This is a genomic window from Sinorhizobium sp. Y406 (assembly GCF_058732025.1).
On sequence record NZ_CM178974.1, the window covers coordinates 2,382,334 to 2,408,220 of the forward strand.

Consider the following 25,887-nt stretch of genomic DNA (forward strand, 5'->3'; position numbering starts at 1 on the left):
TTTCCCGAAGCAAGGCGGATCATGGAGGCCCGCATGAGCCTCATGCCTGCAGCGCCTGCGCGTCTTATTCAGACGCGCAAACCTCGCTGCAGCACTCTATTGCTGCATGCGGTAGAGCGCTCGCCTCGCCCGGTCAAAGCAATTTTTCTGATGGCTGCAATCAGCGAATCGGAATTATCAGGCGCAGCGGGGAATGGGCTCGATTGATTCGAGGGCAAATCCTCGGGGCCGCTCGACTAGATTGATGAATATTGAGGCATTTGCCCTGTCGGCGACCGCCTGTTGAAATCAGCAGCCGCACGCAGTGGGGGTTGCAGCGGCGGCGGGCAGGGCGGCGTGAGCAAAACGCTTTCAATTTGCCCGGCGTCTGCCCGAAATTTCTTCGCGGGCGGACGTGCACGCTTCTTGCATTGCGTCATACGATGTACTCAAATGGTCGCAAAATAAGGGGACCACGCCTTTGGCATTTGACGAAATGATGAATGCGGATACAAGTCCGCGCCAGCCATATTCGACCTATCATGAATGGTATGCCAGCCAGGACCGAAACCGGCTCATAGCGAAATCGAAGGAAGCCGAAAATATCTTCCGTAAGACGGGCATCACCTTTGCGGTCTACGGACATGCGGATTCCTCCGAGAAGCTCATTCCCTTCGATCTCATTCCCCGCATCATTTCCGGCCGCGAATGGCGCAGGCTCGCCCAGGGCATCGAGCAGCGCGTGATCGCGCTCAATGCCTTCCTGGACGACATCTACCACAAGCAGGAGATCATCCGCGCCGGCCGCATTCCGCGCGAGTTGATCGAGAAGAACGATGCCTTCCTGCCGCAGATGATCGGCTTCCGCCCGCCGGGCGGCGTCTATACCCATATCGTCGGCACCGACATCGTGCGCACCGGCGAGGATCAGTTTTACGTGCTGGAAGACAATGCGCGTACGCCGTCTGGGGTCAGCTACATGCTGGAAAACCGGGAAACCATGATGCAGATGTTCCCGGAGCTCTTCCACCAGAACCGCGTGCGGCCGGTGGAAAACTATCCCTATCTGCTGCGCCAGAGCCTGGCCTCGCTCGCCCCGCCCGGCTGCACCGGCAAACCGCGTGTCGCCGTCCTGACCCCCGGCATCTACAACTCCGCCTTCTACGAGCACGCCTTCCTCGCCGACATGATGGGCGTCGAGCTGGTCGAGGGCTCGGATCTCCGCGTTATCGACGGCAAGGTGAAGATGCGCACGACCCGCGGCTACGAGGCCATCGACGTGCTCTATCGCCGTGTCGACGACGATTTCCTCGACCCCCTCACGTTCCGCCCGGATTCCGCACTCGGCGTTCCCGGCATCATGGACGTCTATCGTGCCGGCAACATCACCATTGCCAATGCGCCCGGCACCGGGATTTCCGACGACAAGGCGATCTATTCCTACATGCCGGAGATCGTCGAGTTCTATACCGGCCGCAAGCCTCTGCTCGAAAACGTGCCGACCTGGCGCTGTTCCGAACCACCGAGCCTCAAATATGTGCTCGAACATCTGGAGGAACTCGTCATCAAGGAAGTGCACGGCTCCGGCGGCTACGGCATGCTCGTCGGACCGACGGCGACGAAAAGGGAGCGCGCCGCCTTTGCGGAGAAGCTGAAGGAGCGCCCCGGCAACTATATCGCGCAGCCGACATTATCGCTCTCGACCGTGCCGATCCTCGTCAACAAGGGCATTGCGCCCCGGCATGTGGACTTGCGTCCTTACGTCCTCGTCTCCGACAAGGTGCAGATCATTCCCGGCGGCCTGACGCGCGTCGCGCTGAAGGAGGGCTCTCTGGTGGTGAATTCCAGCCAGGGCGGCGGCACCAAGGATACCTGGGTACTGGAGGACTGAGGCCATGTTGGGAAGAACTGCGAACGGTCTCTATTGGATGTTCCGCTATATCGAGCGCGCCGAAAACGGCGCCCGGCTGATCGATGCGGGCCTGCGCATGTCGCTGACGCGCAGCGAAGCGACGGAGGACGATTGGGACGGCGTGCTGCAGAGCGCCGGCGTGCGCGAGCTTTACGACCAGGTGCACGACAGGCTGACGAGCAGCGACGCCATCGACTTCCTCTTGCGCGATCGCGCCAACCCGTCGAGCGTCATGTCCTGCATCGAGGCGGGCCGCCACAATGCCCGCATGGTCCGCACGGCTCTGACCCGCGAGACCTGGGAAGCAACCAACGAATGCTGGATCGCGATGAAGGAGAGCCTCACCAGAAAGGTGCGGCCCGCAGAAATGCCCGAGGTCATCGATGCCATCAAGCGGCGCACCGGCCTCATTCGCGGCGCCTTCCACGGCACGATGCTCCGAAACGAGATTTTCAACTTCTCCCGCATCGGCACCTTCATCGAGAGGGCGGACAACACCGCCCGCATTCTCGACGTGAAATATTATGTGCTGCTCCCGGCTGTCGCCGCTGTCGGGTCGTCGATGGACAACGTGCAGTGGGAATCGATCCTGCGCTCGGTTTCCGCGCATCGCGCCTATGGCTGGGTCTATGACGCGGAACTCAAGCCGGCGAATATCGCGGACTTCCTGATTTCCAACGGCCGCATGCCGCGATCGCTCGCCTATTGCTATGAGAAGATCGTCAGCAATCTCGGCTATCTCGCGCGCGAGTATGGCGAGAAGCATGCCGCCCACGAGACAGCGGAACAAACTCTTCAATCGCTACGCAGCCGCTCCATCGACGACATCATGGACCAGGGGCTGCACGAATATCTGGAAGAGTTCATCAGCCACAACAACCGAGTGGGACAGGAAATCACCGACGGATACCGGTTCTACAATTAGAAGAGATTAGAGCGGGATGCGGGCGGAAAACCGCGCACAGTTTTCCTCATCCCGCTCCAGACTCGGGAGAAGGGCATGCGCTTGAAAATCAGCCACAGGACCGAGTATCACTATGACGAGCCGGTGTCCTATGCCCTGCAGCGTCTGCGCCTGACGCCGACGAACCAGCCCGGCCAGACGGTTCTCAACTGGCGGACGCTCGTCGAGGGCGCCGTCGTCGAAGTCGCCTATGACGACCATTTCGGCAACCGGACGCATCTCGTCAGCGTCGACGCCAACCGAACGAGCTTTAGCGTCGAGGCAAGCGGCGAGGTCGACACCGACGACAAGGCCGGTGTCCTCGGCGCACACCAATCCTGCGTGCCGCTGTGGCTCTACCTACGCGAAACGCCGCTCAGCAAGCCCGGCAAGCGCGTTCGTGATCTGGCGAAGTCGGCCACGGGCGAGACGGATCTCGACCGCATGCACGCGCTCATGGCGATAATCCACGAGAGCGTCGAATACAGGCCAGGCGAGACTCACGTCGAGACCAGTGCCGAAGAGGCGCTCGAGCGCGGCAAGGGCGTGTGCCAGGATCACGCCCACATTCTCATCTCCGCGGCCCGCACCCTTGGGCTGCCCGCTCGTTACGTCTCCGGCTATCTGATGGTGGATGGGCATCCCGAACAGACCGCGAGCCATGCCTGGGCCGACGTCCACCTGACCGGCCTCGGCTGGGTCGGCTTCGACGCCGCCAACAAGATCTGCCCGGACGACCGCTATGTCCGCGTGGCCTCCGGCCTCTGCTACCCGGACGCCGCCCCGGTCTCCGGTCTCGTCCACGGCGCCGTCAACGAGACGCTGAAGGTGGCCGTGACGGTCGAGCGGCAAGGGCAGACGCAAAGCCAGAGCCAAGGCGGTCAGAGCCAGACGCAGAGCCAGTGAGGCTAAAGTCGGCCCCTCATCGGCCTGCCGGCGCCTTCTCCCCGCAGGCGGGGAGAAGGTAGATGTGGCGCCGCCTCGATCCATCTTCACGATCGCGGCTATTCAAGGGAAGGCGCAGGGTGGCGAAGCGACGCGGCGGGCAACCGCCCTCGCCTCACCCCACCTCAATGGCTGTCGCGATCCATCGGGATGCGATCACCGCGTGCACCGACGAGGAAATCGAGGTCGGCGCCGGTGTCGGCCTGCATGACGGTCTTGATGTAGAGGCCGCCATAGCCGCCGACGAGCGGCTTGACCGGCGAGATCCAGGCTTCGCGGCGGCGGGCCAACTCCTCGTCCGAGACATGGATATGCAGCTTGCGGTTCGGGATATCGACCTCGATTAGGTCGCCGTTCTCGACCAGCGCCAGCGGCCCGCCTTCGGCGGCTTCCGGTGCCGTGTGGAGGATGACGGTGCCGTAGGCGGTTCCCGACATGCGCGCGTCCGAAATGCGGATCATGTCGGTGATGCCCTTCTTCAGGACCTTCGGCGGCAGGCCCATGTTGCCGACCTCGGCCATGCCCGGATAACCCTTCGGTCCGCAATATTTCAGCACCATGATCGAGTTTTCGTCGATGTCGAGATCGTCGCGGTTGATGCGGGCGTGATAGTCCTCGATGCTCTCGAAGACGACTGCGGGGCCCTTGTGCTGCATCAGGTGCGGCGATGCCGCCGACGGCTTCAGCACGGCGCCGCGCGGCGCCAGATTGCCGCGCAGGACGGCGATGCCGCCGGACGCGGTGAGCGCCTTCTCCTGCGGCAGGATCACGTCCTCGTTGTAGTTGACGACGCCCTTCACGTCGTTCCAGATCGTGTCGCCGCTGACGGTGATGGCGTCGTTGTGCAGGAGTCCCATCTCGGCGACCGCCTTGATCACCACCGGCAGACCGCCGGCATAATAGAACTCCTCCATCAGATATTTGCCGGAGGGCTGCAGGTTGACGATCGTCGGCACGTCGCGGCCGAGCCGGTCCCAATCGTCGAGCGAAAGATCGACGCCGATGCGGCCCGCAAGCGCCAGCAGGTGTAGCACGGCATTGGTCGAGCCGCCGACGGCGCCGTTGACGCGGATGGCGTTTTCGAAGGCCTGTTTCGTCAGGATGTCGGAGGGCTTCAGATCCTCCTTGACCATCTCGACGATACGGCGGCCGGTGAGCTGCGAGATCACCCGGCGGCGCGCATCGACAGCGGGAATGGCGGCATTGCCGGAAAGCGTCATGCCCAGCGCTTCGGCCATCGAGGCCATGGTCGAAGCGGTGCCCATGGTCATGCAGCTACCGGCCGATCGGGCCATGCCCTGCTCGGCATCCATGAACTCCTCCAGCGTCATCTCGCCGGATTTGACCATTTCCGAGAACTGCCAGACCGCCGTGCCCGAGCCGACATCCTTGCCTCGCCACTTGCCGTTGAGCATCGGACCGCCCGAGACGACGATCGCCGGGATATCGACGCTGGCTGCCCCCATCAGAAGGCTGGGCGTGGTCTTGTCGCAACCGCCGAGCAGCACGACGCCGTCGACCGGATTGCCGCGGATCGCCTCCTCGACATCCATCGCCGCGAGATTGCGGAACATCATCGCCGTCGGGCGAAGCGTGCTCTCGCCGGTCGAAAAGACCGGGAACTCCACCGGGAAGCCGCCTGCCTCGTAGACCCCGCGCTTCACGCGTTCAGCAAGATCGCGCAAATGCGCGTTGCAGGGGGTGAGCTCGGACCAGGTGTTACAGATGCCGATGATCGGCCGCCCGTCGAAGGTGTCGGCGGGGAGTCCCTGGTTCTTCATCCAGGAGCGATGCATGATGGCGTTCTTGCCCGTACCGCCGAACCAATCCTGCGATCGCAGCTTGCGCGGCCACTCAGCTTTCTTCTTCATCTCTTCTTCCTTCAGGCCCGGGGACGGGCGGAACGGGCTGGCCCGCTGTATTTCCCCTAATCGACATGATGTCGGGAACATGCAGCAATTCAAAGGGCTACACGTCTGACGAGACGTGCGGCGCTGTGGGCCGGGATGCGGAATTCCACCCGCATCCCGGCCCGGTCGATCAGGCCAGGGTGTAGGCTGTCTTGACGGTTGTGTAGAATTCGGCGGCGTATTTGCCCTGTTCGCGCGGGCCGTAGGAGGAGCCCTTGCGACCGCCGAAGGGGACGTGGAAATCGACGCCCGCCGTCGGCAGGTTGACCATCACCATGCCGGCTTCGGCATTGCGCTTGAAATGCGTCGCATGCTTGAGGCTCGTCGTGGCGATGCCGGAGGAGAGCCCGAAGGGCGTGTCGTTGGCGATAGCGAGCGCCTCGTCATAGTCCTTGACGCGGATAACCGCGGCGACCGGTCCGAAGATCTCCTCGCGAGAGATGCGCATGGCGTTGGTCGCCTCGGTGAACAGCGCCGGCTGCAGGTAGAAGCCGGGCGTATCGCGCGTGATCAGCTCGCCGCCGAAGGCGAGCTGCGCCCCCTCCTGCTTGCCGATGGCGATATAGTCGGTGTCCTGGTTCAGCTGGCCCTGATCGACCACCGGGCCGATATGGGTGCCGGCCTTCAGCGCGTCGTCGACGACGAGGCCCCGCATGCGCTCACCCATCGCCGCGACGAACCTGTCGTGGATGCCCTCGGTGACGATGATCCGCGACGAGGCCGTGCAGCGTTGGCCGGTCGAGAAGAAGGCGGAGTTGACCGCCGCTTCGACCGCCACCGACAGATCGGCATCGTCGAGCACGACGAACGGATTCTTGCCGCCCATCTCCAGCTGGAACTTGCGATTGTGCTCGACCGAGGCCATCGCCACGCGTTTGCCGGTGCCGACCGAGCCGGTGAAGGTGATCGCATGGACGTCCGCGCTGTCGAGCATCGCCTGGCCGACGACCGAGCCCTTGCCCATCACGAGGTTCAGGACGCCTTTCGGCAGGCCGGCGCGGTGCAGGATGTCGACGATCGCCCAGGAGCAGCCCGGCACCAGCTCCGCCGGCTTGAAGACGACGGTGTTGCCGTAGCAAAGCGCCGGCGCGATCTTCCAGGCCGGAATGGCGATCGGGAAATTCCAGGGCGTGATGATGCCGACGACGCCGACCGGTTCACGGGTGATCTCGACGCCGATGTTCGGGCGCACCGACGGGACGACCTCGCCGGCCAGGCGCAGGCACTCGCCGGCGAAGAAGTCGAAGATCTGGCCGGCGCGCACCGTCTCGCCGATGCCTTCGGCAAGCGTCTTGCCCTCCTCCCGCGACAAGAGCCGCCCAAGCTCGTCCTTGCGCGCCATGATCTCGTCGGCGGTCTTCTTGAGGATTGCGTGGCGCTCAAGGATGCCGGAGCGCGACCAGGCCGGAAAGGCCGCCTTCGCCGCGGCGATCGCGGCTTTCGCATCCTCGGCGCTTGCCCGGGCATATTCGCCGACGACGTCGTTGGTATTCGACGGATTGATGTTGGCAACGCCGTCGCCGCCGACCCATTCGCCGGCAATCAGGTTCTGGTGAAGTGTCATGGCTTCAGCCTCCTTGTCTTGTCGCAAGCGGCCGCCCGTCGCGGCCAGCCAGTCGTTTTACATATCAGAGCTGGTGGATTGCGATTTCTTCTTCCTCGGAGATCGCCAGCGGATTACGCAGCGCCAGACCGAAGCCTGCGGCCTCGATCTCGAAAACATCGCCCGCCTCCGTGCGGATGCCGTCGCCGAAGGACAGCGTTGCAGTGCCGAACATGTGCACATGCACGTCGCCGGGCACTCGGAAGAGCTCATACTTGAAGTGGTGGTATTCCAGATTGGCGAAGCTGTGGGACATGTTCGCCTCTCCGGAAAGGAAAGGCTTCTCCCACAGGACCTTGCCGCCGCGCAAGATTCGCGAGGTGCCGCGAATGTCATCGGGCGCGGCGCCGACGCGGATCTCCGGACCGAAGCTCGCCTGCCTGAGCTTCGAATGTGCCAGCCACAGATAGTTGACCCGCTCTGTCTTGTGGTCGGAAAACTCGTTGGCGACGGCAAAGCCGAGCCGATAGGGCACGCCCTTGTCGGAAATGACATAGATCCCCGCCATTTCCGGCTCTTCGCCGCCGTCCTCCGCAAAGGAGGGCGACGTCAGCGGCTGGCCGGGCGCGACCGCGGCGCTGCCGTTGCCCTTGTAGAACCATTCCGGCTGGACGCCCTTTTCGCCAGGCTTCGGCTTGCCCCCTTCGAGCCCCATGCGGAACATCTTCATCGAATCGGTCAGCGTCTCTTCCGCCGCCTCGGTCGTCTTCTTGTGCATGGCGTCGCGCGTCGCGGCGGAGCCGAGATGCGTCAGGCCGGTTCCGGTCAGGTGCAGATGGGCCGGATCGGGATGGGTGATCGGCGGCAGCATCCGCCCCTCGGCATAGGCCTTTTCGAGATCGACGGCTTCGGCCAGCCCCTTGGCATCGACGACGTCCTTCAGGCTCTTGCCCCCGTTCGCCGCCTCCATGGCGAGCGCATAGACGCTTTCTGCGCCCTTGACGACGCGCGCCGCTTCGCCGGGCACCCGCACCGCGACCGCGACCGATCCGTCTTGCATTCTGATCTGAGAAATCAGCACGTTCCTGTCCTTCCTGACTTGGATCCGGGCGATGTGCCTTCACGGCGAAGGCAACGCGCCACCTTCGGGGCGGCCCCGTGACCGCCCGGCTCCGGCAGCCTGGGCTGCCATTTCATCTGCGAGGTAAGGCGGCCGACCGGCGAACCGGTCAGCCCTTGCCCTTGTTCTTGTTGTAGACGTCGAAGAACACGGCTGCGAGCAGCACGAGGCCCTTGATGAGCTGCTGGTAGTCGATGCCGATGCCCATGATCGACATGCCGTTGTTCATCACGCCCATGATGAAGGCGCCGATCACCGCACCGGTGATCTTGCCGACGCCGCCCGATGCCGACGCTCCGCCGATGAAGCAGGCCGCGATCACGTCGAGCTCGAAGCCGACGCCGGCTTTCGGGGTCGCCGAGTTCAACCGCGCCGTGATGATCATCCCGGCCAGTGCCGCGAGCACACCCATGTTCACGAAGGCATAGAAGGTCAGCCTCTCGGTGTTGATGCCGGAGAGCTTCGCCGCCTTTTCATTGCCGCCCATCGCATAGACCCGGCGACCGACGGTCGAGCGCGTCGTGATGAAAGTGTAGAGAGCGATCAGGACACCCATGACGACGAGAACATTGGGCAGGCCGCGATAGGTCGCGAGCTGGAAGCCGATGAACAGCGCGACGACGGCGATCACCGCCATCTGCGTGGCGAAGAAGATGAAGGGCTCGTTGTCGGTGCCGTGCAGCTCGTTGATCCGACGGTCGCGCAGGCCCGCATAGATCGCATAGCCGACGAGCAGCAGCACCGCCACGAGCGCCACCATGTTCTTGATGACATCCGGGCTCGGGTTCAGGAAATAGAGGAAATCCGGAACGAAACCCGTCGAAAGAATCTGGAATTCCTTCGGGAACGGGCCGATCGGACGGCCGCCGAGCACTACATAGGTGAGGCCGCGGAAGACCAGCATGCCCGCCAGCGTCACGATGAAGGCCGGGATCTTCTGATAGGCGACCCAATAGCCCTGGGCCGCCCCCATGATGCCGCCGACGACGAGACAGGCGGGAATGACGACGAAAGCCGGCAGTCCCCATTTGACCAGCATGATGGCCGAGGCGGCACCGATGAAGGCGACGATCGAGCCGACCGAGAGGTCGATATGGCCCGCCACGATGATCAGCAGCATGCCGAGCGCCATGATGACGATGAACGAGTTCTGCAGCACCAGGTTGGTGATGTTGACCGGCTTGAAGAGAACGCCGTTGGTCACGAACTGGAAGAACAGCATGATGATCACGAGCGCGACCAGCAGGCCGTATTCGCGGATGTTGTTCTTGAGGTAGTCCCCGATCGACGGTTTGGTGGTGTGGGTGCTCGTATCGGCGACCATTAGTGTTTCTCCCCTGAACGCATGATGGCACGCATGATGGTTTCCTGGCTGGCTTCTTCCTTGGAAAGCTCGGCCACGATGCGTCCCTCGTTCATGACATAGATGCGATCGCAAGTTCCGAGCAGCTCTGGCATTTCCGACGAGATCATCAGAATGCCTTTGCCCTCGGCCGCGAGTTGGTTGATGATGGTGTAGATTTCATATTTCGCGCCGATGTCGATGCCGCGCGTCGGCTCGTCGAGGATGAGGACCTCCGGATTGGTGAACAGCCACTTCGACAGCACGACCTTCTGCTGGTTGCCGCCCGACAGGTTCACCGCCTCCTGATAGATCGAGTGCGAACGGATGCGGAGCTTGGAACGATAATCGGACGCGACCTTCGCCTCCCTGCGCTCGTCGATGACGCCGCTTGCGGAAACAGCGCCGAGGTTCGAGAGCGTGGTGTTGTGCATGATGTTGTTGATCAGCACGAGACCGAGTTGCTTTCGGTCTTCCGTCACATAGGCAAGCCCCGCCTTGATCGCCCGCGGGATGGTGCTCACATCCACGGGCTGGCCGCGCATGGTCACCTCGCCGGTGATCTTGTGGCCCCAGGAGCGGCCGAAAATGCTCATCGCCGTTTCGGTGCGTCCGGCTCCCATCAGCCCCGCAATGCCGACGACCTCGCCGGCGCGGACCTTGAAGCTGACGTCGTGCAGGAACTGCCGGTCACGGTGCTGCTGGTGGAAGACGTTCCAGTTCTTCACCTCGAGCAGCGTATCGCCGATTTTCGGCTCGCGCGGCGGATAGCGATCCTCGAGCGCGCGCCCGACCATCCCCTTGATGATCCGATCCTCGCTGACGTCTTCCTTGTGACAGTCGAGCGTTTCCACGGTGCCGCCATCGCGCAGGATGGTGATCTGGTCCGCGACCTTCTTGATCTCGTTCAGCTTGTGCGAAATGATGATCGAGGTCATGCCCTGGTTGCGGAACTCCATGAGGAGCTTCAGGAGCGCGTCCGAGTCGTTTTCGTTGAGCGATGCGGTGGGCTCGTCGAGGATCAGAAGCCTGACCTTTTTGGAGAGCGCCTTGGCGATCTCCACCAGTTGCTGCTTGCCGACGCCGATATCGGTGATGAGCGTCGCCGGCGACTCGTTCAGCCCGACCTTCTTCAAGAGCTCCTGCGTCCGCGCGAAAGTCTGCGGCCAGTGAATGACGCCCTTGTTGGCGACTTCGTTGCCGAGGAAAATGTTCTCGGCGATCGAAAGCAGCGGCACCAGCGCCAGTTCCTGGTGGATGATGATGATGCCGAGTTCTTCACTGTCGGCGATCGTGCTGAAGCGGCGGACTTCGCCGTCGTAGTGGATTTCGCCCTCATAGGTGCCGGCGGGATAGACGCCGCTCAGGACCTTCATCAAGGTCGACTTGCCGGCGCCATTCTCCCCGACGAGGGCATGAATTTCGCCTTCGCGGACCTTGAACGAGACATTGTCCAGCGCCTTGACGCCGGGAAACGTCTTCGTGATGCCCCGCATTTCGAGAATGATATTGTCCATAATCAGCCATTCCAGCGGCAGTCTCTCGCGAGAGACTACAGGCTTCCTCCCGCTGCGCCAATTCCGGATTCACCACCCGGCGAACGTGCAGCAGTTCAAAGTTTTGGAGCGACCGACGTGCATCCGCTAGAGGCCGGTCGGCTCAGACAAAAGGGGCCCGCGGTCACCGCGGACCCCTTCGACTGGATCAGTTGTCGATCTGCTCTTCGGTGTAGTAGCCGGAGCCGACGAGGATTTCCTTGGCGTTCGTCTTGTCGACCGAAACAGGCTTCAAGAGGTAGGACGGAACGACCTTGACACCGTTTTCATAGGTCTTGGTGTCGTTCACTTCCGGCTCCTTGCCGTCCATGATTGCGTTGACCATGTTGACCGTGAACTTGGCGAGTTCGCGGGTGTCCTTGAACACCGTCGAATACTGCTCGCCGGCGAGGATCGACTTGACCGACGGCAGTTCGGCGTCCTGGCCGGTGACGATCGGCATCGGCAGGTCGCCGGAACCGTAGCCGACACCCTTCAGGGCCGAGATGATGCCGATGGAGAGACCGTCATAGGGCGAAAGAACGCCATCGACCTTGGCATCCGTGTAGGTGGAGGACAGCAGGTTTTCCATGCGGGACTGGGCGACGGAACCGTCCCAGCGCAGCGTGCCGACCTGGTCCATGCCCATCTGGCCGGACTTGACGACGATCTTGCCGCTGTCGATCAGCGGCTGCAGGACCGACATCGCGCCGTCATAGAAGAAGAAGGCGTTGTTGTCGTCCGGAGAGCCGCCGAAGAGTTCGATGTTTTTCGGTTCGGTGGCTTCGTCGAGCTTCAGCCCTTCGACGAGCGAGGTTGCCTGCAGCACGCCGACCTGGAAGTTGTCGAAGGTGGCGTAATAGTCGACATTGCCCGAATCGCGGATGAGCCGGTCGTAAGCGATGACCTTGACGCCCGAATCGGCAGCCTTCTGCAGGATGTCGGAGAGCGTGGTGCCGTCGATGGCGGCGATGACGAGAACCTTCGCACCCTTCGTCACCATGTTTTCGATCTGCGACAGCTGGTTCGGAATATCGTCGTCGGCAAATTGCAGATCCGGCGTGTAGCCGGCTTCCTTGAACAGCTTCTCCATGGTTTCGCCGTCGGAGATCCAGCGGGTGGACGTCTTCGTCGGCATGGAGACGCCGACCATGCCCTTGTCCTGGGCGAATGCCGGCGCAGCGAAAGACGCGACGGTCACGGCCGCGGCTGCGAGAAGCGAAGTAACAAATTTCATCAGATCTCTCCCTGAGTGTTGAAGCGGCGGGCCAGAGCCCCCCGCCTATGCACAGCGAACCCGCCTGCCGAGACTCCGGTCTCCGGCGGCGTTTCAAGATGAAGGAAGCCCTCCCCTCTTACATACTCCCGCATGCGCTGTCGCACAGGCTGCGAAACTGGAATCAATTGCCATAACTGTCAAATACAATATCGCTTTGCATGCATACCAAAATTGGTATACCACTAACAAAGAGTGTGATTTTTGAATCTCTTGATAAACGAGTTCGAAAGAATGGTCCCCGACAGCACGATTGCACCCGCGGGCGAACCGCTCGATGCCGGCCTTTTCCGGTCGGGATTGAAGATCAATCACCTGCGCCTCGTGCTGGCGCTCGACGACCATCGCCGCATCAGCGCCGCCGCCGAATCGCTCGGCATTTCGCAACCGGCCGCCTCGCGCATGCTCGCGGAAATCGAAGCCATCGTAAAGGCGCCGATCTGCGCGCGCGTCGCCCGCGGCGTCGAACTCACCCGCTACGGCGAGGCGCTTGCCCGGCGGGCCCGCACCATCTTTCTTGAATTACGCGAGGCCGCCCGCGAAATCAATGAATTGAAAAGCGGCAGCGGCGGGTCGGTTTCGCTCGGCTCCGTTACCGGCCCGGCGCTCGCTCTTGCCGTCCCTGCGATCCGCCAGGTTTCCACCGCCTATCCCGGCATCGAGATCAACGTGCAGATCGACAATAGCAATGTGCTGACGCGGGAATTGCTCGCCGCCCGCCACGATTTCGTCATTGGCCGCATTCCGGACGACCTAAATCCGCGCCTGTTTAACGTCGTCGAGGTCGGCTTCGAGGAGGTCTGTCTGATCGTACGGGAAGGTCATCCGCTGATCGGGAAAGCCTCGGTGAGCGCCGACGACCTGCCGGGTTACGACTGGGTGTTCCAGCCGCCGGGCACGCTCCTGCGCCGCGCCGTCGAAGACAGCTTCCTCTCCGCAGGCGTCCGGCTGCCCGCGACCGTCATCAACACCTCCTCCATCATCCTGACGCTGTCGATCGTGCGCAATACCAACGCCATTGCCCCGGTCGCGCTCGACGTCGCCCGGCTGGTGGCCGGCAACGGCACCCAGGCCGGCGAGATCCGCATCCTCAAGACCGAGTTCCCGGTCCGCATCAAACCCTACGGCTTGATCACCGCCGAGGGCCGGGCGCTTCCCCCGAGCGCCAAGCTGCTCTACGACCTGATCCTGAAGCAAAGCCGCATGTGATCAGGCCCGCATAACCTTCGCCCGGCAGGATGGCCCGATGGTCGAAAAGGGATTTGCGGAGGCTTCATGTTCGGCATGTCGGTGTTCCAGTCGGTGGTCGAGCGCCTCAAGGCCGAACGAGACATGGAAGGGGACGGGGACGCAGCCGGCGACGTCCAGGCGTGGCGTTCGCCGATCGATCGATCACCCGCCTTCGTCATGGCGACGCCCGCCTGCGCCACGCCAGCCCTCAACGCCGTCGCCCGGGCCTATCGAGAGCTGGCACCCGCCGAGAGGACGGAGCCGCCGGTCATGCCCGCCCATCTGAAGCGCACGAGCCTCGCCGATGTCGCCGAAGAGCTGGCGATCGCGGAAGACGAAACCACCCTGACGCTTGCGGCCAAGCGCAGGCACTTTGCCGCGGCGAACCATCCGGACAGGCTGCCGGCAGAATTCCGGGCGAATGCGACCGTTCGCATGAAACTCGCCAACATGCTGATCGACGAAGCGACGAGACGGCTTGTCCGGCCTTGAACGGTCGATTCGATCCGCGCTACCCCCATCACTTCGGCTCGTCAGGCGCACCCGCCTCTTTTTCCTCCGGCTCCTTCGGCCGGTAGAAGACGAGGAGAGCAGAACCGGCATAGGCGGTGACGACGAGAAAGATCGTCGCCCACATCATCTGCCCGCCATAGAACTCGACGCCCGTCCACACCGCGCAGAGGCCGACGATCAGCAGCCGGATCCACAAGGGCCGATAGAAAGGGTGGTCCGGATCGATGAATTTGATCATGCTCATGCCTCTGAAGTTAACGGCCAACAGACATTTCCTTAGCCCGTAACCGAGCCTGGGTAAAATCCTGTCGCAGCCGTAGCCCGCCATCTTGACGTCACTCGGACAAAATGGAATAAACGTTCTGAAAATTTGGCGGATGGCCATTTCGTTCCGATATGCGTAAAGATGTGCAGGCGGAGTCAGGGTGAAGGGCATGGGAGAGGAACCGAGGCGGGAAGCGCCACTATATTTCCCCCATTGATCTGCTATTCGCGGGGCCGGTCGTCCCGTGACGCCTTTGCGCGATGAGCGGCATATCATCGCGCCCCAACCCGGTTGCGGACCGGAATTCGAGAGAAACGAAGATGACAGTAAGATTTGGTCTTCTGGGCGCCGGACGTATCGGCAAGGTTCACGCGAAAGCCGTCAGCGGCAATCCGGACGCCGTTCTCGTCGCCGTCGCCGATGCCTTCCCGGCCGCCGCCGAGGCGATTGCCAAGGCCTATGGCTGCGAGGTCCGCACCATCGAGGCGATCGAGGCGGCCGGCGATATCGACGCCGTCGTCATCTGCACGCCGACGGATACGCATGCCGATCTGATCGAGCGCTTCGCCCGCGCCGGCAAGGCGATCTTCTGCGAAAAGCCGATCGATCTCGACGTCGACCGCGTCAAGGCCTGCATGAAGGTGGTTTCCGAGACCGGCGCGAAACTGATGGTCGGCTTCAACCGCCGCTTCGACCCGCATTTCATGGCCGTGCGCAAGGCGATCGACGAGGGCAGGATCGGCGACGTCGAGATGGTGACGATCACGTCGCGCGACCCGGGCGCCCCGCCGGTCGACTACATCAAGCGCTCCGGCGGCATCTTCCGGGACATGACCATCCATGACTTCGACATGGCGCGCTTCCTGCTCGGCGAGGAGCCCGTTTCGGTGACGGCAACCGCCGCCGTCCTCGTCGACAAGGCGATCGGAGCCGCCGGCGACTACGACAGCGTCTCCGTCATCCTGCAGACGGCCTCCGGCAAGCAGGCGATCATCTCCAACTCGCGCCGCGCCACCTACGGCTACGACCAGCGCATCGAGGTGCACGGTTCGAAGGGTGCCGTTTCGGCCGAGAACCAGCGCCCCGTCTCCATCGAAATCGCCAATGGCGAAGGCTATACGCGCCCGCCGCTGCACGATTTCTTCATGACCCGCTATACCGAAGCCTATGCCAACGAGATCGAGAGCTTCATCGCCGCGATCGAAAAGGGCGCGGAAATCAGCCCCTCCGGCAAGGACGGCCTCGCCGCCCTGGCGCTCGCCGATGCGGCCGTGAAGTCGGTCGCCGAAAAGCGCCAGATCAGCCTCGACTGACGCAGATCGTAAACCTGATCGAGACGGCCGGGCGCGATGCCCGGCCTTTTCCTGTCCGGCAGCGCGTCACGCGGCCTGCTGCCCGGCCGCCGCGATGTCGCCGTCGACCGCGGTGAGAGCACGGTTCAGATGCCCGTCGAAGACAAGCTGCTGCTCATCGGTGGCGACGGCGATTTCCGGCATGCCCTGCAGCCGCACCTGCAGCGATTGCTGCAGCCCCTCCTCCACGCCTTTCTGAAGCAGATCGAAATAGCGCAAGCCCGGACCGGTGACGAAGATCGGCATCGGCTCGTAAAGGCTGATGAGCCGGGAAATGCCGATGCCGAGCGCAAGACCCGCCTGACGGAAGGCATAGCCGGCCATACGCTGGCCCTGGCGCGCGCCGGCCGCGATCTTGTCCATCTCCACGAGCGGCACGAATTTCGCGGGTATCGTGTCGGACGGCACCTCGAAGGCGGTGCGCAGGATACCGTAGAAGCCCGCCGCCGCCTCGATGCAGCCATGGGCGCCGCAGCGACAGAGCCCGGCCGTGACCGCATGCAGCATATGGCCGAAATTCGGTGCGGAGACGTCGAACTCGCCTGAGCGGCTCCGTCTCGCCAGTCCCAGGCCGATGCTGTGGCCGAGCGAGATGGCGGCCAGCGCTCTCGGCGCTCCACCCTTGTTCTCCGCCTGCACCGCAAGCGCCTGGGCGACGAGCAGGGTCTCGTTGCTGAGCATGATCCGCCCGCGCCACCCGTCGCCGAGCAGGTCCGCGAAATCGAGTTCCTCATTGCCGAAGACCGGCGACCAGATGAGCCGCGCTCCATCGGCGGCGACAAGCCCCTTGCTGCTGATGGACACGGCCAGCACCTGCGCCTTGGCGATCCCGGAGCGCGCCAGCAGGCGCTCGAGCGCCGCCGCAAAACGGCGCCCGAAGGCGGCCGCACCGGCATGATCCTCGCCGCGCGCCTCGTCGAAACGGTCGAGCAGCACGCCGCCATAATCGGCGAGGGAATATTGCACGAGATCGGAGGAAATCCGCACGACGATCACGTAGCCGCAGTCGCGTTTCGGCGCGAAGAGCACGCGCGGCCGGCCCCTGCCCCCCTGGACGTGATGCTCGCTCTTGGCGATCGCGCCGATGCGCTCCAGTTCGGCGGTGATCGCGGAAACCGTCGCCGAGGCAAGGCCGGTCTGCTCGGCGATTTCCGTGTGGGCGAGCGCGCCCCTGCGGCGGAGCGCCGAAAGCACGAGGGCCGAGTTCTGCTGACGCACCAGTTCGGTGCTGGACTTGGTCAGCATTCCTCGCCCCCGCCGGTAGCGCCCGCTTGAAACACATACTCCTCCAAAGCAGCGGCGACCGCCTGAACAAGAACCCCATGCCCGGGAGACATGCAGTTTCGAAGTCCTGAAGTGCCCTTGTTGACAGCCTTTCAAAACTCTGACATTTATTTTCTCGACTGTCGAGAAAAAAGCCTGCCCGCCGTGGCAGCGATCTTCGAGACAGCATCAAACGGCTCGTCGGGTGCGCGCGGGAGGGTTCGTGCGCATCAACTCAAAGCCATTGGGAGGTAAATAATGAAATCCGTTTTGAAGCTGATGGCGGGTGCCGCCATCATCGCATCCATGCATTCCGCAGCGCTAGCCAAGGACCTCGTCATCGGCGTCTCCTGGTCGAACTTCCAGGAAGAGCGCTGGAAAACCGACGAGGCCGCAATCAAGGCCGCGCTTGAAGCCTCCGGCGACAAGTATATCTCGGCCGACGCGCAGTCCTCCGCCGCCAAGCAGCTGACCGACATCGAGTCGCTGATCGCCCAGGGCGCCAATGCGCTGATCGTGCTGGCGCAGGACTCCGACGCGATTGCGCCGGCGATCGAAAAGGCGACCGCCGAGGGCATCCCGGTCGTCGGCTATGATCGCCTGATCGAAAACCCGGACGCCTTCTACATCACCTTCGACAACAAGGAAGTGGGCCGCATGCAGGCGCGCGAGGTGTTCAAGGTGAAGCCGGAAGGCAATTACGTCTTCATCAAGGGCTCCTCCTCCGATCCGAACGCCGATTTCCTCTTCGCCGGCCAGATGGAAGTGCTGCAGGAAGCGGTTGACGCCGGCAAGATCAAGAATGTCGGCGAAGCCTATACCGATGGCTGGAAGCCGGAAAACGCCCAGAAGAACATGGAACAGTTCTTGACCGCCAACGACAACAAGGTCGATGCGGTCGTCGCCTCCAACGACGGCACCGCCGGCGGCGCGATCGCGGCGCTTTCCGCCCAGGGTCTTGCCGGCTCCGTTCCGGTCTCCGGACAGGACGGCGACCACGCCGCGCTCAACCGCGTCGCCCTCGGCACGCAGACGGTTTCCGTCTGGAAGGATGCCCGCGAACTCGGCAAGAAGGCGGCTGAGATCGCCGCAACACTCGCCGGCGGCAAGACCATGGACGAGATCGAAGGCGTACAGACCTTCAACGGCGGTCCGAAGGGCGTCGAGATGAAGTCGGTCTTCCTGGCGCCGATGCCGATCACCAAGGACAATCTGAACGTCGTCATCGACGCCGGCTGGATTTCCAAGGACGCCGCCTGCCAGGGCGTTCCTGCCGGCTCGGTTGCAGCCTGCAACTGACGGCCCTTGCATTGACCTCATCGACGCCGCAACGGCAGACCGTTGCGGCGTTTGCTTACAGCGCCGCGCGTCTTATCAGACGCGCAAAGGTCGCTGTAGCACTTTGAGTTGCTGCATGTCTTTGTCCTAAAATCGAGGACGTTTTAAGGAGACATGCAGTGAGGTCCGATCGCTCTTGTCTTGCGGGTGCTAAGATGGCGACGCCCAAGGGCGACCCGCGTGAAAGCAGAACAAGTGGGGGACGGCGGCCATGGCCGACACGACGAATACCGCACATTTCAATCGCGCCCGCAGCGCCACCGAAAGCCCGGTGAAGCGCTTCTTCCGCGCCACCGAAATCGACACCCGCCTGCTCGGCATGGTCGGCGCGATGCTGATCATCTGGCTCGGCTTCGACATGCTCTCCGGCGGCCTCTTCCTGACGCCGCGCAACCTCTGGAACCTTTCTGTCCAGACCGCCTCGATCGCCGTGATGGCGACCGGCATGGTGCTCGTCATCGTCACGCGCAACATCGATCTTTCGGTCGGCTCCATCCTCGGCTTCGTCGGCATGATCATGGGCGTGCTGCAGGCGGAAATCCTGCCGCAGCTCCTCGGCTTCAATCATCCTGCCACCTGGGTCATCACGCTTCTGGCCGGCCTCGCCCTCGGTGCGTCGATCGGCGCGCTGCACGGCATGATCATCGCCTTTCTGAACGTGCCGTCCTTCATCGTCACGCTCGGCGGCCTGCTCGTCTGGCGCGGCGCCACCTGGTTCGTCACCAGCGGCCGCACCGTCGCGCCGATGGACGCGACCTTCCGCCTGATGGGCGGCGGCACCGCCGGCTCGATTGGCGCGACCGCGAGCTGGATCGTCGGCGTCATCGCCTGCGTGGCGATCGTCGCCAGCATCCTGCACTCGCGCCGGCAGCGCAAACGCTTCGGCTTCCCGCTCCGCCCGGTCTGGGCCGAGTATTTCCTCTCCGTGGTCGGCTGTGCCCTCGTGGTCGGCGCGGTGGCGATCGTCAACAGCTACCCCTGGCCGGTCAACATCGCACGCCGCTACGCGGAGGCAAACAGCATCGCCTGGCCCGACGGCGGCCTCTTCATCGCCCACGGCATCGCCATTCCGGTGCTGATCGCGATCGTCATCGGCATCATCATGACCTTCATCGCGACGCGTCTGCGCTTCGGCCGCTACGTCTTCGCGATCGGCGGCAATCCCGAAGCGGCCGAACTCGCGGGCATCAAGACCCGCTGGGTTACCGTCCGCATCTTCGCGCTGATGGGCATGCTCTGCGCCATCGCCGCCGCCATCTCGACGGCCCGCCTCAACGCCGCCACCAATGCTCAAGGCGAGCTTGACGAGCTCTATACGATCGCCGCGGCCGTCATCGGCGGCACCTCGCTTGCCGGCGGCATGGGCACGATCGCCGGCGCCATGCTCGGCGCGCTCGTCATGCAGTCGCTGCAGTCGGGCATGGTTCTGGTCGGCATCGACAGCCCGCTGCAGCGCATCGTCGTCGGCGTCGTGCTCGTCACCGCCGTCTGGCTCGACACCGTCTACCGCGCCCGCGCCAAGTAAAGGAGTTCGAACATGACCGAACAACGCACTCCGCTCGTGGAAATGAAGAACATTTCCATCTCATTCGGCGGCATCCATGCGGTGGACAACGCTTCCGTCGATCTCTATCCCGGCGAGGTCGTCGCCCTTCTCGGCCACAACGGCGCCGGCAAGTCGACGCTGATCAAGATACTCTCCGGCGCCTATCGGCGCGATGCCGGCGAGATCCTGATCAATGGCGAGCCGGCCGAGATCAGCAATCCGCGCGACGCCAAGAAATACGGCATCGAGACGATCTACCAGACGCTCGCCGTCGCCGACAATGTCGACGCCGCCGCCAATCTCTATCTCGGCCGGGAGCTCCGCACCCCCTGGGGCACGCTCGACGACGTGGCGATGGAGGCGAAGGCCCGCGAGGTGATGGGGCGCTTGAACCCCAACTTCCAGCGCTTCAAGGAGCCGGTGAAGGCGCTTTCCGGCGGCCAGCGGCAATCAGTGGCAATCGCCCGCGCCATCCTCTTCGACGCCCGCATCCTGATCATGGACGAGCCGACGGCGGCGCTCGGCCCCCAGGAGACGGCGCAGGTCGGCGAGCTCATCAAGCAATTGAAGCGCGAGGGCATCGGCATCTTCCTGATCAGCCACGACATCCACGACGTCTTCGACCTCGCCGACCGCGTCTCGGTGATGAAAAACGGCCAGGTCGTCGGCCACGCCCGCACCGAGGACGTGACCAAGGACGAAGTGCTCGGCATGATCATCATGGGCAAGGTGCCGCCCAAGGCCATCCCCGGCCCCGGCGCGATGCAGATGGCCTGAGCCGCCTCGCCTCCCGATGCCGCATCCCTCGAGGATGCGGCATTTTCCTTGGGGTGATACCTCGCCGCGAGCGATGCATGGGGAACACAGGCCGGCAGGCGAAATCAAATTTCCCCCACGATCTCCTGCAATTGACCATTGAAGCGCGGCGCAAGCTAGGCTAAGAACCGCTCACAGCCTGCTTCGGCGGCCTTGGCCGCCAACGGATGCACCCGTAGCTCAGCTGGATAGAGTGTTGGATTCCGATTCCAAAGGTCACAGGTTCGAATCCTGTCGGGTGCGCCATTTCTTGGCTATGTCTTCGGTTTGTTATGGGCAATCGTCGCTATTATAATGTTTGCGCGCCGCTGTCTTTGGTGTGACGCGGCGCTGCCTTTGGCACAGATCAGCATCAATCTCGTACCCATGGTTATGCGCGGAAAGCCCCATTGCCGCTGACTACACAATTGATCGAGCACGACAAGCTCAACTTCAATATCATAGCTGAAGCCACCGCGGGCTGCGCGCCAAGGAGCGCGATGCGCCTTGCCCTCGGTCGCCCTCTCGAACGCCATCAAGTGGGCCGCGAACACGGTCGCGTCCCCCGGTGCCATGCGTTACCAGCTAACGTCAGAAGCCAACCGACGGCTCATTTTATCTTCATACAGATATCGCCTTGGTGACCATAACCAAGAACATAGACGTCTGAAAAGGAAAGTCGCTTCACTTCTTCGCTCTGGAGAAGCAGAGCTTCCAGATCACGAACCCGATCATCGGTCAAGGCATACATATCCGGCAGTATTTCAATAAGCAGCGTGTCTCCTTTGTGACGAGCCTTTCTCTTGGCGCGTGTCTCCACAGCATCGACGATAAGGCTGAAAAGCTGCTCGGTCGAATATGCTCCCACCTTGTCCGGATCGCCGGCGTGCTCCGCATGGCGCCTAAAGACGACCAGCTCTTCGTGATCCTGAACATTGATGATCCCGCGTACTTCGCCGCCCTTGATCGCCCGCTCCATCAGTGCAAGCCGTTCCTGGGCCCGTGCGACGGTAACCTCAATCTCTCGCTTGCAGCCGTGCCGATTGCGGACGACACAATCAGGATAAGTACCATCTAAGGCGAATTGAATTTCGTCATCAGGCCGGGCATGTCCCCTGACGAATCGGGCAGCGGGGGTGACCTCATCGCGCAGCTTGGCCATCCGTCTGCGTCCGAGCACGTAGCCGTCAATAAGGCCGATTGACTTAACGAACTGAAAGATTTGTTTGCGCCGCCGCAAGAAGTCGTCCACCGCAAGCCCCTCTTTTAGCGCCGCGTAGAAATCGTCGAGTGCGTCGCTATCTGGTTTCACTTCGATCTGTCTCCTTGGTCTGCGGCTCTTTCGTTCCAACCTAGTCCGTTGACAGCAATCCTCAAAGCGCTCGCTGCGGGGCCACCGCTTTAGGCGTGTTGTCGAAGAGGCCTTGGCGAACCTGCTAGAAATCGCAAGCTGGCAAAAGCTGAGCCCGGATGTGACGGCTGCCTTCCATGGCAAGTTGAGAGGAAGTTGGCGCTCCTAGGAATGCTGACAGAGCTATGAACATCCTCGACGTGCTTACCCTGACGCCGCCTCAATCAAGCACCCACCCATGTTGCCCTCCCCCACCCCCTGTGCTAGACACCGCCCCACTTTTGCAGGTTTCATCTGCTGGTTGGAGAGGACGCCATGGCTGACGACGCCCTCTTCCAATCGGGGATGGGCTCGGTCGATGCCCCCCGAACGGAAGAACGCTTTTTGATGCGCGCTGATGTAGCGCTCCCGGGGAAATCTTGTGAGGAGCCGGCCTGTCGCCGGGCCGCGGCGACGATTCCGACGTAACGTCGCCTCCAATTCCATCGATCCCGATCCTCAACCGGAGGCGCCGCCCGCGCACCCCGCGTTCAGGGTTACCGCTCGCCGAGGCCGTCCCGGCGATCCAAGGCAAATTGCAAGAAAACATCATGCATCTGACGACACCCTATTACCTGATCGACAAGTCCAGGCTCCTCCGCAATATGGAGAAGATCGCGCGGCTGCGAGAGGCATCCGGCGCCAAGGCGCTGCTCGCGCTGAAATGCTTCGCCACCTGGTCGGTCTTCGACCTGATGCGCGACTACATGGACGGCACCACCTCCTCTTCGCTCAACGAGGTTCGTCTTGGGCATGAGCGCTTCGGCGGTGAGACGCATGCCTATTCGGTCGCCTATGCGGATTACGAGATCGACGAGGTCGTCAGCCACGCCGACAAGATCATCTTCAACTCGATCGGCCAACTGGAGCGTTTCGCCGACAGGGCTTCCGGCATCGCCCGGGGCCTGCGCCTCAACCCGCAGGTGAGCTCCTCGAGCTTCGATCTCGCCGATCCCGCCCGGCCCTTCTCCCGCCTCGGCGAGTGGGATGTCGCCAAGGTCGAGCGGGTGATGGAGCGGATCTCCGGCTTCATGATCCACAACAATTGCGAGAATGCCGATTTCGACCTCTTCGACCGCATGCTCGGCGTCATCGAGGAGCGGTTCGCGCCGCTCTTGAAGAAGGCCGAATGGGTGAGCCTCGGCGGCGGCATCCATTTCACCGGCGAGGACTATCCGGTCGAGTGCTTCGCCGAGAGGCTGAAGCGCTTTTCCGGCGACTATGGGGTTCAGGTCTATCTGGAGCCGGGCGAGGCATCGATCACCAAATCGACGACGCTCGAGGTGACGGTGCTCGATACGCTCTATAACGGCAAACACCTCGCCATCGTCGACTCCTCGATCGAGGCGCACATGCTCGACCTGCTCATCTACCGCGAAAGCGCCAAGCTTCGGCCGAATAAGGGCTCACACCACTACATGGTCTGCGGCAAGTCATGCCTCGCCGGCGATATCTTCGGCGAGTTCGATTTCGAGAAGGAACTGAAGGTCGGCGACCGCATCTCGATCGAGGATGCGGCCGGTTACACCATGGTCAAGAAGAACTGGTTCAACGGCGTGAAGATGCCGGCGATCGCCATCAGGGAACTCGATGGCAGCATCACAACGGTCCGCGAATTCACCTACGCGGATTACGAACAGAGCCTCTCCTGAGGCCTTATCCGGATAGAAGGAGATATCCCGCAAAATGAAGAAGAACGTGCTCATCATCGGCGCCGGCGGCGTCGCACAGGTGGCGGCGCATAAATGCGCCCAGAACAACGACGTGCTCGGCGACATCCATATCGCTTCGCGCACCAGGGCGAAGTGCGACAGGATCATCGAGTCGGTCCATGAGAAGAAGGCGATGAAGCAGCCGGGCGTGCTCGAGGCCCATGCGCTCGACGCCCTCGACATCGAAGCGACCAAGGCGCTGATCCGCAAGACCGGCTCGCAAATCGTCATCAATGTCGGCACCGCCTTCCTCAACATGTCGGTTCTTCGCGCCTGCATCGACACGGGCGCCGCCTATATCGACACCGCCATCCATGAAGAGCCCGGCAAGATCTGCGAGACGCCGCCGTGGTACGGCAATTACGAATGGAAGCGCGCCGCCGAATGCGAGGAAAAGGGCATCACCGCCATCCTCGGCGCCGGCTTCGATCCGGGCGTCGTCAACGCCTATGCGCGGCTTGCCAAGGACGAGTATCTCGACAGGGTGACGGATGTCGACATCGTCGACATCAATGCCGGCAGCCACGGCAAGTATTTCGCCACCAACTTCGATCCCGAGATCAATTTCCGCGAATTCACCGGCGTCGTTTATTCCTGGCAGAACCAGCAATGGCAGGTGAATAAGATGTTCGAAATCGGCAAGGAATACGACCTGCCGGTGGTCGGCAAGCGCAAGGCCTATCTCTGCGGCCATGACGAGGTGCACTCGCTTGCCAAGAACATGGACGGCGCCGACGTGCGCTTCTGGATGGGTTTCTCCGACCACTACATCAACGTCTTCACGGTGCTGAAGAACATCGGCCTCCTCTCCGAGCAGCCGGTCAAGACGGCGGAGGGCCTCGAGGTCGTGCCGCTCAAGCTGGTCAAGGCCTGCCTGCCGGACCCGGCATCGCTCGCGCCGGAATACGAAGGCAAGACCTGCATCGGCGACTTCGTGAAGGGCATCAAGGACGGCAAGGAGCGCACCGTCTTCATCTATAATGTCGCCGATCACAAGGAAGCCTATAACGAGGTCGGCTCGCAGGGCATCTCCTACACCGCCGGCGTGCCGCCGGTGGCCGCGGCCATGCTGATCGCCACCGGAGAGTGGGACGTGAAGAAGATGGCGAATGTCGAGGAACTGCCGCCGAAGCCCTTCATCGACATCCTCAACCGCATCGGCCTGCCGACCCGCATCAAGGATGAGAACGGCGACCGGGCGGTGAGCTTCGAAATGGCCGCGGCCTGAAACGCATCGAGGCCGCACCGATCGAGGAATCGGTGCGGCCTCGCTGTACGAAACGCCGTCCTGTGTCACTTTGACTTGCAGCGCGTCTCCGGCGACATCCGGCGGCGGCTTTGCTAATCCATCGCGCGCTCGATGATGACCGGCACGGGCCGACAGACCGTATTGCAGACGGGCGAATGCTGCTGGGTGTAGGCCAGCAGATCGTCAAGATCCTTCTCCGGGCAGTCCGCCTTGACATGCATGCGGATGCGGATCTGCTCATATCCGGGCGAAACGGCGTCGTCGAGACCGAGCAGTCCCTGCAGGTCGATGTCTCCCTCGAGCTCTGTCCGGAGCTCACGGACGGTGATCCCGCGCGCCATCGCATGCAGGATGAAGGTCGTCGTGACGCAACCCGCCAGGGCATGCAGAAGAAATTCGACCGGATTGGCGCCCTCGTTGTTTCCGAGCAGCACCGGCGGCTCGCCATTGATGAACTCGAATGCCGACATGCGCGAGCAGTCTTCACGCCCGGCCCCGTAGAAATCCTTGATGGTCGAGCGGTTCTCCCCGCCGTCGATCCACCGGTTGCGCGCCCGGAATTCGAAACGGGCGAGGCTTTTGTCCGCCTTGATCGCGGCGATCGTCTCAAGCGCTGCCTGCACATTGAGACCGTTTACGCGGACGCTGTTCACGACGTGCTCATTCATGGGTCATCTCCATTCCTTTGATCTGCTTTGGCTCGCATCGCCGAGCGGTCTGCAATCGGGC

21 protein-coding genes and 1 tRNA gene are annotated in these 25,887 nt (G+C 62.7%); 12 read left to right on the forward strand and 10 right to left on the reverse strand.

Annotated elements, in window-relative coordinates:
* The first annotated feature begins 475 nt into the window (after positions 1-475).
* From AC4P1R_RS11415 to AC4P1R_RS11425, 3 genes are all read left to right on the forward strand, one after another.
* Positions 476-1,870, forward strand: coding sequence for a circularly permuted type 2 ATP-grasp protein (locus AC4P1R_RS11415; RefSeq protein WP_069458089.1), 1,395 nt, complete (start codon positions 476-478; stop codon positions 1,868-1,870).
* 4 nt (positions 1,871-1,874) lie between these two features.
* A complete protein-coding gene (locus AC4P1R_RS11420) occupies positions 1,875-2,816 on the forward strand; it encodes an alpha-E domain-containing protein (RefSeq protein ID WP_069458090.1) in 942 nt (313 codons plus the stop codon).
* A gap of 75 nt (positions 2,817-2,891) precedes the next feature.
* Positions 2,892-3,740, forward strand: coding sequence for a transglutaminase family protein (locus tag AC4P1R_RS11425; RefSeq protein WP_492176957.1), 849 nt, complete (start codon positions 2,892-2,894; stop codon positions 3,738-3,740).
* 164 nt (positions 3,741-3,904) lie between these two features.
* On the opposite strand, the gene araD is transcribed toward AC4P1R_RS11425, so the two are convergent.
* From araD to chvE, 6 genes are all read right to left on the reverse strand, one after another.
* Positions 3,905-5,650 (reverse strand): L-arabinonate dehydratase, encoded by a 1,746-nt coding sequence (araD, locus tag AC4P1R_RS11430; protein ID WP_069458092.1) that lies wholly within the window; start codon positions 5,648-5,650, stop codon positions 3,905-3,907.
* Between the two features lie 169 nt (positions 5,651-5,819).
* Positions 5,820-7,253, reverse strand: coding sequence for an aldehyde dehydrogenase family protein (locus tag AC4P1R_RS11435; RefSeq protein ID WP_069458093.1), 1,434 nt, complete (start codon positions 7,251-7,253; stop codon positions 5,820-5,822).
* Between the two features lie 64 nt (positions 7,254-7,317).
* Entirely contained in the window at positions 7,318-8,313 is a 996-nt protein-coding gene (gene araD1 / locus AC4P1R_RS11440; protein ID WP_492176958.1) for an AraD1 family protein, read from the reverse strand.
* A 148-nt stretch (positions 8,314-8,461) separates the two neighbouring features.
* Positions 8,462-9,676 (reverse strand): multiple monosaccharide ABC transporter permease, encoded by a 1,215-nt coding sequence (mmsB, locus tag AC4P1R_RS11445; RefSeq protein WP_492176959.1) that lies wholly within the window; start codon positions 9,674-9,676, stop codon positions 8,462-8,464.
* Positions 9,676-11,211, reverse strand: a complete 1,536-nt coding sequence (gene mmsA / locus AC4P1R_RS11450; protein WP_492176960.1) for a multiple monosaccharide ABC transporter ATP-binding protein — start codon at positions 11,209-11,211, stop codon at positions 9,676-9,678. Before mmsA ends, mmsB begins: the two co-directional genes overlap by 1 nt.
* A 187-nt stretch (positions 11,212-11,398) precedes the next feature.
* A complete protein-coding gene (gene chvE, locus AC4P1R_RS11455; protein WP_492176961.1) occupies positions 11,399-12,466 on the reverse strand; it encodes a multiple monosaccharide ABC transporter substrate-binding protein in 1,068 nt (355 codons plus the stop codon).
* A 273-nt stretch (positions 12,467-12,739) separates the two neighbouring features.
* On the opposite strand from chvE, the gene AC4P1R_RS11460 reads away from it, so the two are divergent.
* Positions 12,740-13,714, forward strand: a complete 975-nt coding sequence (locus tag AC4P1R_RS11460; protein WP_069458098.1) for a LysR family transcriptional regulator — start codon at positions 12,740-12,742, stop codon at positions 13,712-13,714.
* Positions 13,715-13,780: 66 nt separating this feature from the next.
* Positions 13,781-14,227: a hypothetical protein gene (locus AC4P1R_RS11465; RefSeq protein WP_069458099.1), complete on the forward strand. Its 447-nt coding sequence runs from the start codon at positions 13,781-13,783 to the stop codon at positions 14,225-14,227.
* A 28-nt stretch (positions 14,228-14,255) separates the two neighbouring features.
* Here the strand turns inward: AC4P1R_RS11465 and AC4P1R_RS11470 are convergent, their stop codons facing one another.
* Complete coding sequence (locus tag AC4P1R_RS11470) at positions 14,256-14,486, reverse strand: hypothetical protein (protein ID WP_069458211.1); 231 nt, start codon at positions 14,484-14,486, stop codon at positions 14,256-14,258.
* Between the two features lie 347 nt (positions 14,487-14,833).
* Here AC4P1R_RS11470 and iolG point away from each other — a divergent pair, with 347 nt between their 5' ends.
* Positions 14,834-15,826 (forward strand): inositol 2-dehydrogenase, encoded by a 993-nt coding sequence (gene iolG / locus AC4P1R_RS11475; protein WP_492176962.1) that lies wholly within the window; start codon positions 14,834-14,836, stop codon positions 15,824-15,826.
* A gap of 66 nt (positions 15,827-15,892) precedes the next feature.
* Here the strand turns inward: iolG and AC4P1R_RS11480 are convergent, their stop codons facing one another.
* A complete protein-coding gene (locus tag AC4P1R_RS11480) occupies positions 15,893-17,110 on the reverse strand; it encodes an ROK family transcriptional regulator (RefSeq protein ID WP_492176963.1) in 1,218 nt (405 codons plus the stop codon).
* Between the two features lie 276 nt (positions 17,111-17,386).
* Between AC4P1R_RS11480 and xylF the strand changes: the two genes are divergently transcribed.
* The 4 genes from xylF to AC4P1R_RS11500 all read left to right on the forward strand — a co-directional run bounded on the left by xylF (position 17,387) and on the right by AC4P1R_RS11500 (position 21,074).
* On the forward strand, positions 17,387-18,427 hold the full coding sequence (xylF, locus tag AC4P1R_RS11485) for a D-xylose ABC transporter substrate-binding protein (RefSeq protein ID WP_492176964.1): 1,041 nt from the start codon (positions 17,387-17,389) through the stop codon (positions 18,425-18,427).
* A gap of 250 nt (positions 18,428-18,677) precedes the next feature.
* On the forward strand, positions 18,678-19,991 hold the full coding sequence (locus AC4P1R_RS11490) for a sugar ABC transporter permease (protein ID WP_492176965.1): 1,314 nt from the start codon (positions 18,678-18,680) through the stop codon (positions 19,989-19,991).
* Positions 19,992-20,003: 12 nt separating this feature from the next.
* The gene (locus tag AC4P1R_RS11495; RefSeq protein ID WP_034856632.1) at positions 20,004-20,789 is read left to right on the forward strand and encodes an ATP-binding cassette domain-containing protein; all 786 of its coding nucleotides are present in this window, start codon (positions 20,004-20,006) and stop codon (positions 20,787-20,789) included.
* A 208-nt stretch (positions 20,790-20,997) separates the two neighbouring features.
* Positions 20,998-21,074: transfer RNA gene (locus AC4P1R_RS11500), tRNA-Arg, on the forward strand.
* 343 nt (positions 21,075-21,417) lie between these two features.
* On the opposite strand, the gene AC4P1R_RS11505 is transcribed toward AC4P1R_RS11500, so the two are convergent.
* Positions 21,418-22,119 carry a hypothetical protein gene (locus tag AC4P1R_RS11505; protein ID WP_492176966.1) on the reverse strand — a complete coding sequence of 234 codons (702 nt, stop codon included), beginning with the start codon at positions 22,117-22,119 and terminating at the stop codon, positions 21,418-21,420.
* 629 nt (positions 22,120-22,748) lie between these two features.
* Here AC4P1R_RS11505 and AC4P1R_RS11510 point away from each other — a divergent pair.
* Positions 22,749-23,849, forward strand: a complete 1,101-nt coding sequence (locus tag AC4P1R_RS11510) for a carboxynorspermidine decarboxylase (RefSeq protein ID WP_492176967.1) — start codon at positions 22,749-22,751, stop codon at positions 23,847-23,849.
* A 34-nt stretch (positions 23,850-23,883) separates the two neighbouring features.
* Positions 23,884-25,137, forward strand: a complete 1,254-nt coding sequence (locus AC4P1R_RS11515; RefSeq protein ID WP_492176968.1) for a saccharopine dehydrogenase family protein — start codon at positions 23,884-23,886, stop codon at positions 25,135-25,137.
* 113 nt (positions 25,138-25,250) lie between these two features.
* Here AC4P1R_RS11515 and AC4P1R_RS11520 read toward each other — a convergent pair whose 3' ends face one another.
* Positions 25,251-25,826, reverse strand: a complete 576-nt coding sequence (locus AC4P1R_RS11520; RefSeq protein ID WP_492176969.1) for an OsmC family protein — start codon at positions 25,824-25,826, stop codon at positions 25,251-25,253.
* Positions 25,827-25,887 lie beyond the last annotated feature (61 nt).

Bases quoted from the DNA above. Each gene is read 5' to 3' on its own strand.
- AC4P1R_RS11415 (WP_069458089.1), top strand. From the start codon at position 476: ATGATGAATGCGGATACAAGTCCGCGCCAGCCATATTCGACCTATCAT.
- AC4P1R_RS11420 (WP_069458090.1), top strand. From the start codon at position 1,875: ATGTTGGGAAGAACTGCGAACGGTCTCTATTGGATGTTCCGCTATATC.
- AC4P1R_RS11425 (WP_492176957.1), top strand. From the start codon at position 2,892: ATGCGCTTGAAAATCAGCCACAGGACCGAGTATCACTATGACGAGCCG.
- araD (WP_069458092.1), bottom strand. From the start codon at position 5,650: ATGAAGAAGAAAGCTGAGTGGCCGCGCAAGCTGCGATCGCAGGATTGG.
- AC4P1R_RS11435 (WP_069458093.1), bottom strand. From the start codon at position 7,253: ATGACACTTCACCAGAACCTGATTGCCGGCGAATGGGTCGGCGGCGAC.
- mmsB (WP_492176959.1), bottom strand. From the start codon at position 9,676: ATGGTCGCCGATACGAGCACCCACACCACCAAACCGTCGATCGGGGAC.
- mmsA (WP_492176960.1), bottom strand. From the start codon at position 11,211: ATGGACAATATCATTCTCGAAATGCGGGGCATCACGAAGACGTTTCCC.
- chvE (WP_492176961.1), bottom strand. From the start codon at position 12,466: ATGAAATTTGTTACTTCGCTTCTCGCAGCCGCGGCCGTGACCGTCGCG.
- AC4P1R_RS11460 (WP_069458098.1), top strand. From the start codon at position 12,740: ATGGTCCCCGACAGCACGATTGCACCCGCGGGCGAACCGCTCGATGCC.
- AC4P1R_RS11465 (WP_069458099.1), top strand. From the start codon at position 13,781: ATGTTCGGCATGTCGGTGTTCCAGTCGGTGGTCGAGCGCCTCAAGGCC.
- AC4P1R_RS11470 (WP_069458211.1), bottom strand. From the start codon at position 14,486: ATGATCAAATTCATCGATCCGGACCACCCTTTCTATCGGCCCTTGTGG.
- iolG (WP_492176962.1), top strand. From the start codon at position 14,834: ATGACAGTAAGATTTGGTCTTCTGGGCGCCGGACGTATCGGCAAGGTT.
- AC4P1R_RS11480 (WP_492176963.1), bottom strand. From the start codon at position 17,110: ATGCTGACCAAGTCCAGCACCGAACTGGTGCGTCAGCAGAACTCGGCC.
- xylF (WP_492176964.1), top strand. From the start codon at position 17,387: ATGAAATCCGTTTTGAAGCTGATGGCGGGTGCCGCCATCATCGCATCC.
- AC4P1R_RS11490 (WP_492176965.1), top strand. From the start codon at position 18,678: ATGGCCGACACGACGAATACCGCACATTTCAATCGCGCCCGCAGCGCC.
- AC4P1R_RS11495 (WP_034856632.1), top strand. From the start codon at position 20,004: ATGACCGAACAACGCACTCCGCTCGTGGAAATGAAGAACATTTCCATC.
- AC4P1R_RS11510 (WP_492176967.1), top strand. From the start codon at position 22,749: ATGCATCTGACGACACCCTATTACCTGATCGACAAGTCCAGGCTCCTC.
- AC4P1R_RS11515 (WP_492176968.1), top strand. From the start codon at position 23,884: ATGAAGAAGAACGTGCTCATCATCGGCGCCGGCGGCGTCGCACAGGTG.
- AC4P1R_RS11520 (WP_492176969.1), bottom strand. From the start codon at position 25,826: ATGAATGAGCACGTCGTGAACAGCGTCCGCGTAAACGGTCTCAATGTG.